Origin of the sequence: Candidatus Enterococcus leclercqii, from assembly GCF_009933135.1 — a bacterium.
Classification (GTDB): domain Bacteria; phylum Bacillota; class Bacilli; order Lactobacillales; family Enterococcaceae; genus Enterococcus_C; species Enterococcus_C leclercqii.
The window spans coordinates 150,991-168,503 of sequence record NZ_MAEH01000021.1; the positions used below are offsets into that span (position 1 = coordinate 150,991).

Here is a 17,513-nt window from a genome sequence, read left to right on the forward strand (position 1 = left end):
TTTGCTATTTTGGCTTAAATTGCTTGATTAGATACCTGTCACACTCACAAAACGTCCTTCTTTCTGAAACGAGTTCTCAAAAAGAGTATAAAGGATTTTCCCTTAAAAGACAATCCCGTTCTTATCAAGAATACTTTTCTTCAGCCTCAACTTCCACTAACAGTTCATGAAAGCTTTCCGTAAATCGCTTTGCTAAGTCCTGCTTTGCCATTTCATGAAAGTCTTTATAAGCTTCTAACAAGCTGCGGCCAGCCGGAGTTAATCGGGAACCACCACCGCTAGCCCCGCCAACATTGGATTCGATTAATGGCCGCCCCCACTCTGCTTCCGCTTTTTGAAGGATCCGCCAGGCTTTATTATAAGACATGCCCATTTCTTTTGCGGCACCTGATAAAGAGCCCGTCTTATCGATCAGTTCCATCACTGTCACGACACCGGGACCAAAAAAGACTTCTTTGCGTTTAATTCGCAAGGTCATCACAAAATCCAATGGCTGTTGCTCCATTTTATTATCCTCATTTCTTAAAAGACGTTTAAACGACTATTCGCTTTTCGTGACTGGTAGGCGACTGTTTGTCTTAGTTGATCACTTACCTTTGACTAATTGACCTCTTGGTGGACTTCACAGGTTTCAGTGCGATGCTCCAATTCCGCTGTTGGCTTAAGTTTTTTAAAAGGCTTATTCAAAATCAAGTTTAGCAGAATGGCTAAAATTGTCGTTAAAATAACTTCGGAATGTCCAAAAATCGTAGTCACCCATTCTGGAAAACCGCTAAGAGCTCCTTCTGACATAACGATTCCTGCACCAAAAGCTAAAGAGAGTCCTACGACAGTCGTATTCTCTGTCGTGAGTTTTTCGTTTGCAATCGTCCGGATACCGGTCATGGCAATCGTTGCAAAAACTGAGATTGTCGCCCCACCGATGACACCATAAGGAATGGTTGTCAGTATACCCGCAATTTTAGGTAAAAAACCAGCCAATAGCAAAATAGCAGAGGCAAAAACAAGAATAAATTTGTTGACGGCTTTGGTTGCAATAACCAGGCCGACATTTTGACCAAAGGTGGCACAAGGAACAGAGCCGAAAAAGCTCCCGACAAAATTAGTCAAACCACTTCCCATAATAGCGCCGGAAAGCTCTTTATTTGTCGGTTCCCGATCCATCGCTGAAACTGTCGTGGCAGTAAACTGACCAACAGATTGCACGGCATCCACCAGAAACATCACAACCAAAGTCAGTATCGGAACAATTTTAAATTCAAAACCAAAATGCATAGGTTTAATCATTTGAAAAAGCGGCGCAGTCGTTACCGGTTCAAACGAAACAATGCCCATAAAATACGCCAAGATATAGCCTACCACCATCCCTACTAGAATCGAGGAAAGCTTCAGCAAGCCCTTGCCAAAATTGTTCAAATAAAAAACCACTGCAAAGGTCACTATAGCTACCAACCAGTTATGGGGCGTTCCATACCAGGGATTTCCGGCACCACCAGCCATATATTTTATCGCAACTGGAAATAAAGACAATCCAATACTTAAAATCACAGTTCCCGTGACAATCGGCGGAAATAAAATGCGGAGCTTATCAATAAATAATCCAATAATCACAACTAAAATACTACCTACTAGCTGAGCACCAAAAATTGCTCCAATTCCAAAGTCTGCACCAATGGATAATAAAATCGGAACATAAGCAAAGCTTGCCCCCATCATTACCGGAAGTCGTGCACCGAAACGTCGAAACAAGGGAAACAGCTGTAACAGTGTCGCCAGTCCAGAAAAGACTAATGAGGTTTGAATGATCAATCGGGTATCCGCCGCATCCAGTCCACAAACTTTTGCGATCATCAATCCTGGGGTCACAATACCGACAACTGCTGCGACGACATGCTGCAGCCCTAGAGGTACTACTTCCTTGAAATCCGGGCGCCCATCAAATTCGAACAACTTGCTACTTCCGCCAATTTTTTCTTCTTTCGTGATTACCATTTCATTTGCCTCTTTTCATTTGACAGCACTGTCATTTGCCATCTATTTGCCCCACGATCTTGTGCTGGGCAGTTCGTAGACACGAACTTATGGAAGGCCGTTGCCTACCTTGCATAAATTCATCTCCCATTTTTAAGCTTGAAGTTACCATTCCGTTAGCAAGAAAGCGGGACAATAGTTGTTTTTACTCCCTCTGCCCCGTCTTTCCAACTATCCGGATAATCGTCATTTGCAGTTAGTTGCGGTTTAAACTAGCAAACCTGATAGGATTGAGTTATAAATCAGTTTTCGGTATTCCGATCCGCTGGTGTTTCCTTCAACAGCAGATTCAAAAGGATCGCTACAAGTGTTGCTAAAACTACCGGTGAGGTTCCGATAGCGGTATACAGTTCTTGGGGAATAAAGTGCATCCCTGCATTCCAAGCCTCTGTACACACCGCCGTAAAGCCCATTCCGATGGCAACCGACATGCCTACAATCGTCAAATTACGGAAGGTCATGGGTTGTTTAGCAATCAATTTTAAGCCGTTCATCGTAATCATCGAAAAGACTGATAAAGTGGCTCCACCGATTACCGGGTAAGGAATCGTTGTCAAAATTGCTGATAATTTTGGAAAAAGCCCGGCAATAATGATTACGACTGCAGCTGTGGTGAAGACGCGTCGGGCAATAACCTTATTAGTAGCAACGATTCCCACATTTTGTGAAAAAGTAGCTGTCGGCGGTGCACCAAGAACAGCCCCCATGATATTCATGAAGCCATACCCGATAATTCCTCCTTGAAGCTCTTCAGTTGTCGGTTCGCGATCCATCCCGCCAACTGTTGTTGAAGTCAAATCACCAATCGCTTGAATAGAGTTGACAATAAACAAGATAATAAACGAAATAATGACAGCCGGTTCAAAGCGTAAGCCGAAGTGCAGCGGTGACGCTACCTTCAACCAATCCGCTGAAGCAACTTTGGCAAAATCTACCATCCCAAAAGGAATTGAAATTACATAACCGACAACCATAGCAAACAAAACACTGGAGAGTTTGGTGATCCCCTTGGTGAAATTGTTTAATATGAAAGCGGTCGCCAAAGTGATAATTCCCACAAGCCAAAACTGCCACGCACCCCAAGGTATCATCTGACCATTTGCCATTGCGACTTCAGCAGTTACACTGCCGGCGCCCCCCATATACCGTAAGGCAATGGGATACAACGACAAGCCGATGACAAACACAACTGTTCCAGTCACGATAGACGGAAAGAAGCGTTTGATGACTTTGATTGTCAGACCCAGCAAAATGGCTGCCACGCCCCCTACCAACTGGGCACCTAAAATAACTGCAACAGCTTGTTTGGGGTCATTTAATGTCCCTGAGTATAAAGCTGCCACTGCCGACATCGTGGGTACATAGGCAAAACTTGCTCCCATGATGACCGGCAAGCGTGCACCTAGTTTTCCAAATGGTGCAAAAAGCATCAGCAAGGTGGAAACACCGGAGACAATCAATGACATTTGGATCAAGATAACCCGATCTGGCTCAGTTAGTCCGGCAGCACCGGAAATTACCAGTGCCGGCGTGATACAACCAGCAATCATGGCTACCACATGTTGGAGCGCTAGAGGTAAGGTTTGGCCAAATGACGGCTTGCCCTCCCATTTAAAAATTTCTTGTTTATCTGTTTGAACTGCTTTGTTATCAAATAAGTCGCGTTTGTTTTCCTTTGTGTTATCCATAATTTTCTCCAATCTGATATGTATTCCTGAGAAAGCGTGGCACCGGCGCTCAAGCGTTTTCAAAAAAAGAATACATCATGTTGTTTTTCCGGCACCACATGATTCCTCAAAGGTCAAACTCGATCAGGTTTGCAACGTCAGCTTATTTTACTGCAACAACTTCAATTTCGAATTCACCACCCAAAGGCAGCGATTTAACGGCTACGCAAGAGCGTGCCGGTTTCCACTCACTAAAGTATTCTCCGTAAATTTTATTTACCTCAGCAAAATCACCCATATTGGTTAAAAATACCGTCGTTTTGACAACATCGGTCAAGTCGTAGCCTGCTTCAGCGAGGATTGTTGCTAAGTTTTTGAACCCTTGCTGCGCTTGAGAAATAACTCCCTCAGCCAGCTTGCCAGTTTGGGGATCGATCCCTAACTGCCCTGAAACATAAATTGTATCACCGGCAATTACCGCATGGGAATACGGACCAACAGCAGCCGGACCTTTTTCAGCGTTAAACATTTTTTTCAAATTGATAACTTCCTCTCATGAACATTACTGAATTTCCTTGAAACATTTTTATAGCTAACTTCTTTTTATAAACGACAATTAGGCTATAGCAATACTTCCTTATAAAGAGTTAGTGGAAAGCCACTAGTGAATATTTTCACGTTATTTTCGCCACGTTTTTCTTGTCTTGTTTATGAAAAGACGGAAGTGCCACCGCCTTTACCGGTGACGCTTCCAATAACATTTATTCTCAGCCGGCAATCACTGTACCCGTTTTTCCAGCTAAGCCGTCTTTGGCTTTTTCCAATGAAGTGATTAGCGTTTTTTTGCCTGGTTTTGCAGCAAAGTTTAGCCCTGCTTCTACTTTTGGCAACATTGATCCTGGTGCAAAGTGATTTTCACCAATATATTGTTTCATCTGATCGACAGTGACTTCACCAAGTTCCTTTTGATCTGGTTTGCCAAAGTTCAATGCGACTTTTTCCACTGCTGTCAAAATTACTAGCTGATCCGCATCAATAGTTTCTGCTAACAATGCTGAACAGTAATCTTTATCGATAACCGCTGGAACACCTTTTAAGTGGTCATTTTCTTGTTTGATGACTGGAATCCCCCCGCCACCACAACAGATTACCAGTTGGTCTGCTTTCAACAGAGTATCAATGGTTTCCAACTCAACGATTTCTTTTGGTTTAGGAGAAGCCACTACGCGACGATAGCCACGCCCAGCATCTTCCATAACCGGAATACCCTCAGCAGCTAATTCGTCAGCTTCCGCTTTATCCATAAAACGGCCAATAGGTTTAGTCGGTTTGTTAAAGGCTGGATCGTCTTTATCCACCACCACTTGCGTTGCTACCGTAATTACCGGTTTGTGGATGCCCCGATGCAGCATCTCTTCTCGCAAAGCATTTTGCAAATCATAGCCGATATAGGTTTGGCTCATCGCCACTGATACAGACAATGGAACTGGTGGATATTTTGAAGGATCCTTTTCAGTCAACTCATCCATAGCCAGTTGGATCATACCAGCCTGCGGGCCATTGCCGTGAACCAAGATGACATCATGGCCTTCTTGGACCAAATCAACGATAGATTTTGCTGTTTCTTTAACAGCTTCCATCTGTTCAATCAAATTATTTCCCAATGCGTTGCCCCCGAGTGCAACAACGACTTTAGCCATAGTGTTTGCCCCTTTTCAACGTTTTACCAGAAGCCTGAAAAATGGTGAAGTTAAAACCACGTTCATAGCTCTCTTAAAATAAAACGCTTTCTATTTTTTGAATATCAATAGCATCGCAACTCTCTAACTCCTATGAGATAAAAAATTGATTTTACTTTCAAAAAACAGCTAGGCAATGGTCAGCCGCATGCCTCAGCCGCCATTGCCCAGATGCTTACGCTTTACTTATTTCTCAGACACTGTACGTTCTTGTCCACGCGCTTCTAATTGTTCCAACATTTTTGCTGGATCTTTAAATTTGCTCAAGAAGATCATTGCAGCGATTACGTAAGGTTTATTTGATGCTTGACGGTACAATTCGTCACGGTAGCGATCAAATACAGAGGCGTCAACTTCCCCTTCTTCTGCTGAAACGCCTGTGATGTCTGCTGGAAGCGGATGCATATACAATGCTTTGCCATCTTTCGTAAGTTTCATCATTTCTTCTGTACATGCCCAGTCTTTAAATTTTGCATTATCGGCCAACAACTCTTGTTCCAATTTGTCGATGCCATCAAAATCTCCTTGACCATACAATTCAGTACGTTTTTCCATCGCTTCAAATGGTGCCCAGCTCTTACAGATAACAACATCTGCGTCGGTAAATGCTTCTTTCATGTCATTTGTCCGAGCATAAGAACCACCAGATTCTTCAGCGTATTTTTTAGCAATTTCTTCGACTTCTGGCATTACTTCATAGCCTTCTGGATGGGCCAAGACGACATCTGCCCCAAAGCGGGTCATCAAGCCAATGGTTCCTTGAGCTACTGACAATGGTTTACCATAAGACGGTGAATATGCCCATGACATGACGATTTTTTTACCCTTCAAGTTTTCGATGCCGCCTACTTCATGGATAATGTGGTTTAAATCAGCTAAAGCTTGAGTCGGATGGTCTTCATCATCTTGCAAGTCAACTAGAATTGGGCGCTGTTCCAAAATACCATCGCGATGGCTTTCTTTAACAGATTCAATGACTTCTTCCATATAGGCAGCACCTTTACCGATGTACATGTCGTCTCGGATACCGATAACATCTGCCATGAATGAGATCATAGTCGCTGTTTCACGAACAGTTTCACCATGAGAAATTTGTGATTTTTTTTCGTCCAAGTCTTGGATCGCCAAACCTAGCATGTTACACGCAGAGGCAAATGAAAAGCGCGTACGAGTTGAATTGTCTCGGAAAATAGATACTCCTAGTCCAGAATCAAAAATCTTAGTTGAAATATTGCGTTCACGCAAACTGCGCAAAGCATCAGCAGTTGCTAAGGTTGCTCGAATTTCATCGTCTGACTTTTTCCACGTTTGCATAAAGTCGTTTTGATACATTTTAGAAGTATCTTTTTTGTCAATTGCATTTACCAGTTCTTTAAAATCTGCCATGTTTAGTAGCTCCTTCATCAGTAAGTATTATAAGTAATTGGGACTGGTTTCGTTGAAGACAAAAGATGTTGCAATCTTATAATTAATTTTTAGGAGGAAATCAATAGTGTCCTCTGAAAAGCCTGTCGTCTTTTCAGAGGACGAACAAAGCCGCATCGATTAGTCAAAAAACGATTCCCGTCAAAAACGATTCATACGAGAGTATTACTTAGTATTATTGGTGTAGACAGTTGGCAGTGCAGCATAGACAGCAGCACAGCGAACCAAGTCTTCTTTCCAAGAAATTTCATTAGGTGCATGGGCTTGATCTTCAGCACCTGGGCCAAATCCGATACAAGGAATACCATTGCGACCCATAATTGAGACACCGTTTGTAGAGAATGTCCATTTATCCAACAATGGACGTGCTTCACGCATCTTAAGTTGAGTAGCTGGACCTTGACGTTTTTCACCATACAGGTTGTGGTGAACTTCCATCAATGCTTTGGTTACTTCGTGGTCTTCCGGAATTACCCAAGTTGGGAAGTAGCATTCGATAGGATATACCATACCAGTGTAGCTTGGACGATCGTAGTCATACATGGATACGACAACATCTTCCCCATATTTCTTAACAGCTGGCAATTGGCGAATTTCTTCCAAACAGCTTTCCCAAGTTTCGCCGGCAGTCATCCGACGGTCCAATGAAACAGAACAACCATCAGCAACCGCACAACGAGATGGAGAAGAGAAGTAAATTTGAGAAGTAGTCACTGTCCCACGTCCCAAGAAACGGGCTTCTTCCCAATGTTCAGGGTTCCATTTTTCATGGAGCATCTTTTCCAATCCGATAATTGAAGTAGATTCTGTATAGCCATTGTTGTTTAACGCCCGCACGTCATTTAAGATATCTGCCATTTTGTAGATGGCGTTGTCTCCACGTTCGGGTGCAGAACCGTGAGAAGAAACACCTTTAACATCGATGCGGATTTCCATACGTCCCCGTTGTCCACGGTAAATCCCGCCGTCAGTTGGTTCAGTTGAAACAACAAACTCAGGACGAATACCGTCTTCTTTGATGATATATTGCCAGCACAAGCCGTCACAGTCTTCTTCTTGGACAGTTGCAGTGACTAAAACTGTGTATTCATCATTCAACAGGCCCAAATCTTTCATGATTTTCGCACCGTAAACGGCTGAAACAATCCCGCCTTCTTGGTCAGAAGTCCCGCGTCCACCGATTTCAGTTTCGTTTTCGTAGCCTTCATATGGATCAAAATTCCAGTTTTTAATTTCACCAATGGCAACTGTATCCATATGTCCGTCAAATGCTACCAAACGTTTACCAGTTCCCATATAACCCAACAAGTTCCCTTGTTTGTCAAACTCCACTTTGTCAAAGCCGAGTTTTTCCATTTCTTCTTTGGCGCGGTTCAGTTTGTCACCTTCACCGGAAGATTCTCCAGGGATACGTACCAAATCCCGCAAGAATTTGACCATGTCTTTTTCATAACCAGCTGCTGCTTTTTTTATTGCTTCGAATTCCATTTTATTAGTCCCCCCACACAATGTGTTTATAATTTTCAGGATCGGTGTCTCCTTCAGTTGAGAACATCAAAACCTCTGAATCCTTGTTTAAACCTAAGAAATCTTTCAAATCGGCGTATTCTGGATCTTGCATCAATGTTGCAACTAGTCCCATTCCCACAGCACCGGACTCACCAGAGATGACTTGATCATCTCCTTTAAGAGGCGCCGCCAACATACGCATTCCTTTTGCGGCTACCCAGTCAGGACAAGAGACGAAAGCATCAACGTGATTTTCCAAAATATCAAATGAAATCGTATTTGGTTCGCCACAAGCTAAACCAGCCATGATTGTTTGCAGATCGCCTTCAACAAAACGAATCTTGCCATCTTTGCCAAGAGCGGATTTATACAGACAATCTGCCGCTTGTGCTTCCATTACGATCATTTTTGGTGGATTTTCTTTGTAAAGATTGCTGAAATACCCGATAACAGCTCCGGCTAAAGAACCCACACCCGCTTGAACGAAAATATGAGTTGGTCGTTTGCCTTGAGCGGCCAATTGTTCCCCTGCTTCAGAAGCCATTGTTCCGTAACCTTGCATAATCCAAGTCGGAATCTTCTCATAGCCTTCCCAAGCCGTATCTTGTACCATGACGCCATGATCTGTTTCTTCCGCCATTTTATTGGCCATTCGCACACATTCATCATAATTGACGTCTTCAATAGTAACTTGGGCGCCTTCTTTGGCGATGTTGTCAAAACGACTCTTTGCAGACCCTTTTGGCATCAACACAACTGATTTTTGTCCGAGTTTATTCGCTGCCCAAGCGACGCCTCGGCCGTGGTTGCCGTCGGTTGCTGTAAAGAATGTCGCTTGTCCGAACTCTTCTTTCAATTGCGGTGAGGTCAAGGTATCATAGTCCAATTCGGCTACATCTTTGCCGGTTTCTTCGGCGATGTAATTGGCGATAGCGTAGGAGCCTCCCAACACTTTAAAAGCATTTAGACCGAAACGATAGGATTCATCTTTAACAAAAAAATCCTTCAGTCCCAGTAAGCCAGCCATTTGCTTCAAGTCAGCCAATGGTGTTTCATTGTATTGCGGAAAACTTTGATGAAAACTACGAGCTTTTTTCATGTTACCTTCATCCATCAACGGCAAATACTTGTCATCGGTTTTAGGCATCTCGTTTTTCACCCATTTGATCTTATCCAACCTGCATTCCTCCTATTGTCTGGCGCCTTGTTGGGATGTGCGCGCCTTAAATTTTAGTAGTTGATCGCAAGCGAGGCGATTAGCGGTGTCGTCGACCGGATATGCCCCGATCTTCGGCAAAAGCAGCTGAGTGATCAGCTGACAATATAAAACAATTACGAAAATCAGAGACAGCAGTTACATGATGAAAAGGGAGAGTTTGATGGGAACTACAAAAACATCAGTGGTACCCGCTATTCTCTGTTTTTCCTAATGTGTTACCAATTTTTCGGTGAGGCTTTGATCCAAGAAGAGCTCTCGAATCCCCCTACAAATTTGAATCTATCAATTTGCCAGCATAAAGCTGTATTCATTGATTACTGTTTCCATGAAGTCCAACAGTCCATTGGGAATATCCATGTTCGACTCAGAAAGGGTAATGGTAGCAGTCTGTCCTTTATAGCGCAGGAGTACTTTCTGTGCTGCTGCATCAATGGTGTAAAACCCTTCATTGGTGCTGTCATAAAAATCAGCTTCTGAGTTGAATAACGTGAACTTGTCTTTATAAGGAGCTGAAGAATATGGACAGAAGGTTTCACAGTTGCCACATTCATTACACATCCGGTCGATATGCAAAATCTGTGGATCATCGTTGACATTGATTACGACATTGGCACGGTTCGGACAAACGTCCACACAAGATTCACAAATTATTGAGCATTCCAGACAACGTTCAGCTTGGGTCATTGGTGTGTCATCAGTAACCAGAATTCCTCGTTTCGCTCGTGGAATACGGCGATCAATGTTTTGATTGGCTCTTTCAAAATTTTTGTTATGAACTTCTGTAATTGCATTGCAGGCTTTGGTTGCATCCGCGATAGCTTCAACAATCGTTGCTGGTCCGCGATTGGCATCCCCCACAACAAAAACATTGTCCAAGTTCGTTTGCAGCGTGTCCCGATCAACAATTACCCGTCCGCGATTGTCTGTTTGGATACCGATTGCATTAAAGAAAGTATCGTCCACTTTTTCACCAATGGCAGAAACCACGGTAGTCGCTGGTACTTCAACAAATTCACCAGTTGCTTCCGGTTTTTTACGTCCTGAAGCATCACGGGCACCTAATTTCATGACCTCACATTTCAGCTGGCCGTTTTCTAAGCCAATTGGAGCCAATAATTCGCGGAAGGTGACACCATCTTCCAATGCCATGTACAGCTCTTCTTCATCGGCAGGCATATTGCGTTTGTCCCGACGATAAACCAGAGAAACATTTTTAACGCCCGGCAGATGTTTAGCTGCCCGAGCACAATCCATTGCTGTATTTCCGCCACCGATAACGACAATTTCTTCGCCATATGGGTTAGTATTTGGATTTTTACGGCAAGCTTGCAAAAATTCCAAGGAGTTGATGGCTTCACCTGCGGCCAGTTTCAAGTTGTTGTGTTTCCAAGCACCGATAGCGTAAATGACATTGTCGAAGCCTTGCTCTTTCAGCTCTTCTAGACTTGGCGCCGCTTGTCCACATTTGAACTCAGCCCCCATAAATTTCGCCAAATCCACATCGTGTTGCACGCTTTCCATCGAAATGCGGAATTCAGGAACGATCTGACTGCAGACACCACCAATTGTTTGATCTTTTTCAAATACTGTGACTGGGAAACCTTCTCGAGCCAACAAGTAACCTGCCGAAATCCCTGCTGGTCCCCCACCAACAACTGCTGTCCTCGGTGCATCTGGTACTGAAATTGGTTTAACCATAGTAGCCATCAATTCGTCGTAAGCATGTTCAGCTGCTTCCAGTTTCACGCCGCGAATATCAATAGCCCCTTCATAAAACTGTCGTGTACATTTGGTTTCACAAGGATGCGCACAAATCGTACCTGTGATGAAAGGCAACGGATTTTTATCTGTAATAACTTTTAACGCTTCTAGGTAGTTACCTTCTGCTACATAACGCAAGTAAGCTGGAATATCTTGATCAATAGGACAACCACCAGTGCCGCGGCAAGGCGCTGTATAGCAATTTAGCAAAGGCAGTGTTTCTTTAATCTTTGGTGAAATCGGCAACTTGATAGACTTCTGATAGCGGGCTTGAGTCTTAGATTTTTCTACTAACGCAGTCAGTTTTTCCAGATCCAGCTGTACATGCGTTGGATAGTCAAGCGTAGCCACTACATTGGCGACTTGACTCATCCGTTGATACCCACCTGGTTTCAACAGCGTGGTGGCAACCGTAATTGGCCAAATGCCAGCTTCAAAAAGATCTTTTACATTAAAAATGTCCGCACCGCCGGAGTAACTGATTTGCAATTTGCCACCGAACGCATCTGAAAGCTTTTTAGCAACCATGACAGACAATGGGAATAAGGAACGTCCTGACATATACATTTCTTCAGAAGGCAATTCGTTTTGCCCAACATCCACTGGAAATGTATTGGTAATTTTGACGCCAAAGTTCAATTGCTTACTGTTGGCCAATTCCTGCAGACGATGCAGCATTGGGACAGCATCTTCAAATTGTAAATCTTCATTAAAGTGATGATCATCGAACTCCATATAATCAAAGCCAAGCTCATCCATTGTTTTGCGAGCATAGTCATAGCCCAATAGCGTCGGGTTGCACTTGATAAAGGTATTCAATCCTTTGTCTTTCAGAAGGTGAACTGCGATTCGTTCAATTTCATCTGGTGGACAGCCATGCAACGTGGATAAGGTAATCGAATGAGAGACTTTCGGGCTGATTTGATCGATATAGCTTTCATCTACCCGAGTGAAGAGGTCTAGATTAGCCTTTGCTGCAGCAATACATTTTTCCCAAACAGCTGTCGTAGACGCATCTTGCATACCATCAATATAGGCTTGAATCTTCGGCGTCTTAATCCCTTCCAAATCATATCCGACACTCATGTTAAAAATGAAACCATTAGGATCTCCAAGTTCAAACTCTTTTGCCAATAATTTCAAAATGAACCAAGCTTTGATGTATTCTTCCATTGCTTGAGGTACCCGCAGTTCTGTGGACCATTCACAGTTATAGGCTTCATCTCGGGCTGTAATACAAGGTTTCGATACCGGCAAATCCTCGCCATCCAGAATTTGAACTGTTTTTACTTCAAAAAAGCGCGAGCCAGTTAGGTAAGCAGCAACAATGTTTTGAGTCAACTGGGTATGAGGCCCAGCTGCCGGTCCGACAGGCGTTTCCATCTGCTCATTAAATAAAGAAATGGTTTTATTCTTTTCAGCTTTAAAAAATTTTCGAACCCCAAAAATCGTGTTACTCTTTTTGTATTCTTCCATGATCCAAGGAAGCAATGCTTCAATGGAGATTGGGCGCATAATGTCCGTCATTTATTTCACCTCGTTAGATGTTTACCGGCTGCCTTGCTTTCCCCTGCCGGCGTCTTCGTCTTCTTTAGTTCTTTTTAAGCGTTAATCCGATCCCATAATTTTTGAGCTTCTTCTCGAGCATGAGCGTAAACTTCCCCTTGGTCTACTCCCAACACTTCCCGATTGCGCATCTTGACTTGACCGTTAATAATTGTGTCTCGAACATCTTTACCGTTCATTCCAAAAAGGATATGACTATTGAAGTTATTTTCGGTCATCGGTGTCGGCGCATAATAATCTAAGACAATTACGTCGGCTGCAGCACCTGGTTCAAGAACCCCAAGCTTAGTGTTAAAATAACGGTTAGCCATTTGAGCGTTATTGTCAAACAGCATTGCCGGAATTTCTGTCCAGCCAGCATTTGGATCTGCCAAGTGATGTTTGTGGATAATATTGCCTACTTTGTAAGACTCTGTCACATCGTTGGTGTACCCGTCTGTGCCCAAGCCGCATAAAATATCAAACTCATTAAACATTCGCAGTACCGGTGGGCAACCTACTGCATTTCCCATATTGGATTCTGGATTGGTAACTACCATCGTATCGGTATCTTTGATTAATTTCATTTCATGAGGATTGATGTAGATGCAATGGGCAACCATTGATTTTTCTCCCATAATTCCTAAATCAAACAAGCGATTGATAATTGGCTTGTTGTACTTGTGAAGAGAATCCTGTACGTCTGCAAGGTCTTCTGCCACATGGATATGGAAGCCGACATTTTCCGGTGTCACTTCCCGTGCTTTTGTGATTGTCGCATCTGACAATGTAAACGCCGCATGCATCCCCATCATTGCGTATTGCATATCATCATTTCGTTTTGCTACTTCTTTAATGAAGCGAATATTTTCATCGATGGCTTTTTGTGCCTGCTCCTCGCCGTGACGATCACTAACTTCATAACACAGACAAGTCCGTACACCGAACTCGTCAGCAGCTTTTGACAGCATGTCCAAGCTACCGTCAATCTCACCATAGCTTGCTTGGTGATCGAACATTGTCGTGACACCATTTTTTACACTGTCCAGATAAGCAACGCGGCCACTATGATAAGTCGTGTGATTGTCCATCTTACTGTCCAGTTTGAACCATTGGCCCGCTAAGATATCCATGAAGTTTTTCGGATGGTAGCCGTTGATGCTCAATCCTCGGGCAAAGCTGGAATAGATGTGATTGTGCATATTGATGAAGCCCGGCATGATTACGCCGCCTTGGGCATTGATATACTCGGCATCAGGATATTTCCCTTTCAATTCTTCGGTTTTCCCTACCTCTTTGATTTGATTGCCGTCAATAGCCACGGCACCATTTTCAATGAAAGCCTTTTCCTTTTGTCGCGTGATCAAATTCCCATTTCCAATCAACAACATGTATTTTTTCCTCCATTTCAAAAGCTTTCTGATGGAAAGCTAAAAATTTTTTAGTTTTTTTGCTTTTTTTAAGCCAGGAACCGCTTTCAACTTTTGCCTAATTTTATACCTATTTGTTATAATGAAGAACAAAGAGGTGCGAATCATTTTTTGATCAAAGCGCAGTCCGTCAAGCTTTTCCCGCTTTATCGATAATCTGTATCTCTTTTCACAACATAGTATAGCACTGAACCTAAAAAATAAAAAGGGGTACTAAAAAATATTTTTGGTAAATTTGTAAAACGCTATCAAAAATGCTATGATAATTTGGAAAAAACGCTGATACGGCGCTATTTACAGTCATTGGAGGTCAAGTTATGTTATCGGACAAAAATTTGGATTTTTTGAAGCAAGTCGGTAAAGCGATTGCTACTCAATTCGGTGAGGATTGTGAAGTAGTGATCCATAAAATCGATCCTGAGGATATGGATCATTCTATTATCTCCATTGAAAACGGGCATGTCACTGCCCGTCATATTGGTGACGGTCCTTCACAAGTCGTGCTGGATACAATGAAAAAAGATCCCGCGGAACTACAGGATCGCTTCAACTATTTAACCAGAACTCATGACGGTCGAGTTCTCAAATCTTCAACTGTTTACTTCAAAAACGGGGAAGGTCAACTGGAATGCATCTTTTCTATTAACTTTGATACCTCCTCACTCTATGCGGCTGAAAATGCCATCAAAAAACTAACGGCTACAGCCGAAGACGAGAAAACCGCAGATCCCGATTTCATTCCTAAAGATGTCAATGAACTATTGGATGAATTAATTATGGAATCTGTCAAGATTGTCGGCAAGCCAGTTGCAATGATGACAAAAGATGACAAAATCAAGGCCATCCAATTCTTGAATAAAAAAGGAGCCTTCCTGATCACAAAAAGTGGCGATAAGATTTCAAAATTCTTTAACATCTCAAAATACACCCTCTACAATTACATCGCAGACTAAAATGAAAGGGGTTGTGACGATTATCCCGTCACCATCCTTCGAAGCGAACATTACTAAACGTAACTCAAGAAAAGCAACTTCCGTCAACGAGCAGAAGTTGCTTTTTTTTCGCTGTTAAACATTTCAAATGCCACTGACTTTATTCTATTGTGCAAGAGTCGGCGTCATCCACTTTTCCTGATCCCTGAATGCTCGCCTGTACTCAGTAACAGCTGCAATTACCAACTGACTTTGCTACTCCCTACTCTTTGCCGCCAAAGAAACTCCGATGCTTTCTTTCCTTAGATACGATCTTGCCTTAAGTAAACACACCCCACATGACTATTTCTTTGCTACATTCATTTTCCTTCTTATTGAATTTTCGGCCACTTTTAAACGAATGGAGAATGAACAGAAGATATCAACAGAAGCAAACTTTTATTCAGGTCAAAAAAATTATTTTTATTTCAAATATAGTTATTTATAGTCATCTTTGGCTTTGTTAATACACCACTTAATTCAAAATGTCACCGTTTCTTTTTAATCGATAAACGTTTTTCAATTCTCTTCACTCTTGATTTCAACAATGAAAACGCTATAATTCAGATGTACTATAACAGTTAAAAAGGAGATGCTACAGATGCATAACAGCAGTAAACTACAAAATCAGTATGGTTTATTCATTAACGGCGAATGGACAGATGGCACCGATGGAATACTCTTAGAAGCTGTTAGTCCAGCAGATGGCGAAGTTTTAGCAAAATTCATCGATGCAACTAACGAAGATGTTGATGCGGCCGTAAAAGCTGCTCAAGAAGCTTTACCTGCCTGGCGTAAAATCGGTTTGGAAGAGCGAAGCCGTCTTCTATTGGAAATTGCCGATGTCATCGAAGAAAATGCCGAACACTTCGCACTAGTAGAAACATTAGATAATGGAAAACCACTTCGAGAGACCAAATCCATCGACATTCCCTACTCTGCCGATCACTTCCGTTATTTTGCCGGAGTCATCCGCTCTGAAGAAGGCACCGCTCAGCAAATCACTGAAGATATGCTAAGCATCAATCTTAGAGAACCCATTGGTGTTGTTGGCCAGATTATTCCATGGAACTTTCCTTTTCTGATGGCGGCTTGGAAAGTTGCCCCTGCTTTGGCGGCTGGCAACACAATTGTTATCCACCCTTCTTCTTCGACCTCATTGAGCATTTTGGAGTTTGCCCGCTTGATTCAAGATATTTTGCCCAAAGGCGTACTAAACGTCATCACTGGTCGCGGCTCAAAATCAGGAGAATATATGCTTCATCACGAAGGCTTCGACAAATTGGCCTTTACCGGCTCAACCGAAATTGGCTATAATGTGGCTCAAGCTGCTGCCCAACGCCTGATTCCGTCTACTTTAGAACTAGGCGGTAAATCGGCAAATATCTTTTTTGACGATATGCCTTTTGAAAAAGCTATCGACGGCGCACAACTGGGAATTTTGTTTAATCAAGGACAAGTTTGCTGTGCCGGCTCCAGAATCTTTGTTCAGTCGGGTATCTATGATCGCTTTGTTGAACGTTTGGCTTCTGCCTTTAACAAAGTCAGAGTCGGCCTGCCTTGGGAAGATGTTCAGATGGGCGCCCAAATCAATGAGCGACAAGTGGAAACTATTTTGAATTATATTGAGATTGGCAAACAAGAAGGCGCCCAAGTTAGCGCTGGTGGCAAGCGCATCAATAAAGATGGTTTAGATAAAGGCTGTTTTGTAGAGCCGACACTTCTTACCAATGTCACCAATGATATGCGAGTCGCACAAGAAGAAATCTTCGGGCCTGTGGCTGTAGTTATTAAGTTTGACACGATTGAAGAAGTAATCAAAATGGCAAATGACTCTGAGTACGGCTTGGGTGGCGGCGTCTGGACCACTAATTTAAGTACCGCATTAAAAGTCAGCCGCGCTCTTGAAACTGGTCGTGTTTGGGTCAACACCTACAATCAAATTCCTGCGGGTGCTCCTTTCGGCGGTTATAAGAAATCAGGGATTGGTCGCGAAACTTATAAATCCATTTTACAAGCCTATTCACAAACTAAAAACATCATGATTGATACCAGCGATGCCCCCAGCGGTTTTTTCACGCAAGGTTGAAGGAATCTCAAAAGCAAGTCAGCTAACTAATTGGAATTGACCCTTAGAACGACTATTCCATTGTCTATAGCAAATTTGCAGCGAGTTTTATTGGTACAAAAACGCAGTCGCTCGTCTCAAAGATCCT

General features: G+C 42.8%; 12 protein-coding genes. 2 read left to right on the top strand and 10 right to left on the bottom strand.

Annotated features, from left to right (window positions below; all coding sequences use genetic code 11):
* Window positions 1-124: 124 nt before the first annotated feature.
* The 10 genes from BAU14_RS13740 to ssnA all read right to left on the bottom strand — a co-directional run bounded on the left by BAU14_RS13740 (window position 125) and on the right by ssnA (window position 14,287).
* Window positions 125-505 carry a winged helix-turn-helix domain-containing protein gene (locus BAU14_RS13740; protein ID WP_161900675.1) on the bottom strand — a complete coding sequence of 127 codons (381 nt, stop codon included), beginning with the start codon at window positions 503-505 and terminating at the stop codon, window positions 125-127.
* A gap of 95 nt (window positions 506-600) precedes the next feature.
* Complete coding sequence (locus BAU14_RS13745) at window positions 601-1,992, bottom strand: uracil-xanthine permease family protein (RefSeq protein WP_161900676.1); 1,392 nt, start codon at window positions 1,990-1,992, stop codon at window positions 601-603.
* Window positions 1,993-2,273: 281 nt separating this feature from the next.
* Entirely contained in the window at window positions 2,274-3,719 is a 1,446-nt protein-coding gene (locus tag BAU14_RS13750) for a uracil-xanthine permease family protein (protein ID WP_161900677.1), read from the bottom strand.
* A gap of 142 nt (window positions 3,720-3,861) precedes the next feature.
* Window positions 3,862-4,227 (bottom strand): RidA family protein, encoded by a 366-nt coding sequence (locus BAU14_RS13755; protein ID WP_161900750.1) that lies wholly within the window; start codon window positions 4,225-4,227, stop codon window positions 3,862-3,864.
* A gap of 238 nt (window positions 4,228-4,465) precedes the next feature.
* Window positions 4,466-5,398 carry a carbamate kinase gene (gene arcC / locus BAU14_RS13760; RefSeq protein WP_161900678.1) on the bottom strand — a complete coding sequence of 311 codons (933 nt, stop codon included), beginning with the start codon at window positions 5,396-5,398 and terminating at the stop codon, window positions 4,466-4,468.
* A gap of 225 nt (window positions 5,399-5,623) precedes the next feature.
* Window positions 5,624-6,823, bottom strand: coding sequence for a knotted carbamoyltransferase YgeW (gene ygeW, locus BAU14_RS13765; protein WP_161900679.1), 1,200 nt, complete (start codon window positions 6,821-6,823; stop codon window positions 5,624-5,626).
* Between the two features lie 204 nt (window positions 6,824-7,027).
* Complete coding sequence (locus BAU14_RS13770; RefSeq protein ID WP_161900680.1) at window positions 7,028-8,350, bottom strand: YgeY family selenium metabolism-linked hydrolase; 1,323 nt, start codon at window positions 8,348-8,350, stop codon at window positions 7,028-7,030.
* 4 nt (window positions 8,351-8,354) lie between these two features.
* Window positions 8,355-9,548: a diaminopropionate ammonia-lyase gene (gene dpaL, locus BAU14_RS13775; RefSeq protein ID WP_161900681.1), complete on the bottom strand. Its 1,194-nt coding sequence runs from the start codon at window positions 9,546-9,548 to the stop codon at window positions 8,355-8,357.
* A 324-nt stretch (window positions 9,549-9,872) separates the two neighbouring features.
* The gene (ygfK, locus tag BAU14_RS13780; RefSeq protein ID WP_161900682.1) at window positions 9,873-12,878 is read right to left on the bottom strand and encodes a putative selenate reductase subunit YgfK; all 3,006 of its coding nucleotides are present in this window, start codon (window positions 12,876-12,878) and stop codon (window positions 9,873-9,875) included.
* A gap of 74 nt (window positions 12,879-12,952) precedes the next feature.
* Window positions 12,953-14,287, bottom strand: coding sequence for a putative aminohydrolase SsnA (ssnA, locus tag BAU14_RS13785; protein WP_161900683.1), 1,335 nt, complete (start codon window positions 14,285-14,287; stop codon window positions 12,953-12,955).
* A gap of 356 nt (window positions 14,288-14,643) precedes the next feature.
* On the opposite strand from ssnA, the gene BAU14_RS13790 reads away from it, so the two are divergent.
* Window positions 14,644-15,279 (top strand): helix-turn-helix transcriptional regulator, encoded by a 636-nt coding sequence (locus BAU14_RS13790; RefSeq protein ID WP_161900684.1) that lies wholly within the window; start codon window positions 14,644-14,646, stop codon window positions 15,277-15,279.
* A gap of 619 nt (window positions 15,280-15,898) precedes the next feature.
* A complete protein-coding gene (locus BAU14_RS13795; protein WP_161900685.1) occupies window positions 15,899-17,386 on the top strand; it encodes an aldehyde dehydrogenase family protein in 1,488 nt (495 codons plus the stop codon).
* The last annotated feature ends 127 nt before the right edge of the window (window positions 17,387-17,513 follow it).

Excerpts from the sequence above, each read along its gene's own strand:
- BAU14_RS13750 (WP_161900677.1), bottom strand. The coding sequence starts at position 3,719 with ATGGATAACACAAAGGAAAACAAACGCGACTTATTTGATAACAAAGCA.
- BAU14_RS13755 (WP_161900750.1), bottom strand. The coding sequence starts at position 4,227 with ATGTTTAACGCTGAAAAAGGTCCGGCTGCTGTTGGTCCGTATTCCCAT.
- ygeW (WP_161900679.1), bottom strand. The coding sequence starts at position 6,823 with ATGGCAGATTTTAAAGAACTGGTAAATGCAATTGACAAAAAAGATACT.
- BAU14_RS13795 (WP_161900685.1), top strand. The coding sequence starts at position 15,899 with ATGCATAACAGCAGTAAACTACAAAATCAGTATGGTTTATTCATTAAC.
- BAU14_RS13745 (WP_161900676.1), bottom strand. The coding sequence starts at position 1,992 with ATGGTAATCACGAAAGAAGAAAAAATTGGCGGAAGTAGCAAGTTGTTC.
- ygfK (WP_161900682.1), bottom strand. The coding sequence starts at position 12,878 with ATGACGGACATTATGCGCCCAATCTCCATTGAAGCATTGCTTCCTTGG.
- BAU14_RS13770 (WP_161900680.1), bottom strand. The coding sequence starts at position 8,350 with ATGGAATTCGAAGCAATAAAAAAAGCAGCAGCTGGTTATGAAAAAGAC.
- arcC (WP_161900678.1), bottom strand. The coding sequence starts at position 5,398 with ATGGCTAAAGTCGTTGTTGCACTCGGGGGCAACGCATTGGGAAATAAT.
- ssnA (WP_161900683.1), bottom strand. The coding sequence starts at position 14,287 with ATGTTGTTGATTGGAAATGGGAATTTGATCACGCGACAAAAGGAAAAG.
- BAU14_RS13790 (WP_161900684.1), top strand. The coding sequence starts at position 14,644 with ATGTTATCGGACAAAAATTTGGATTTTTTGAAGCAAGTCGGTAAAGCG.
- BAU14_RS13740 (WP_161900675.1), bottom strand. The coding sequence starts at position 505 with ATGGAGCAACAGCCATTGGATTTTGTGATGACCTTGCGAATTAAACGC.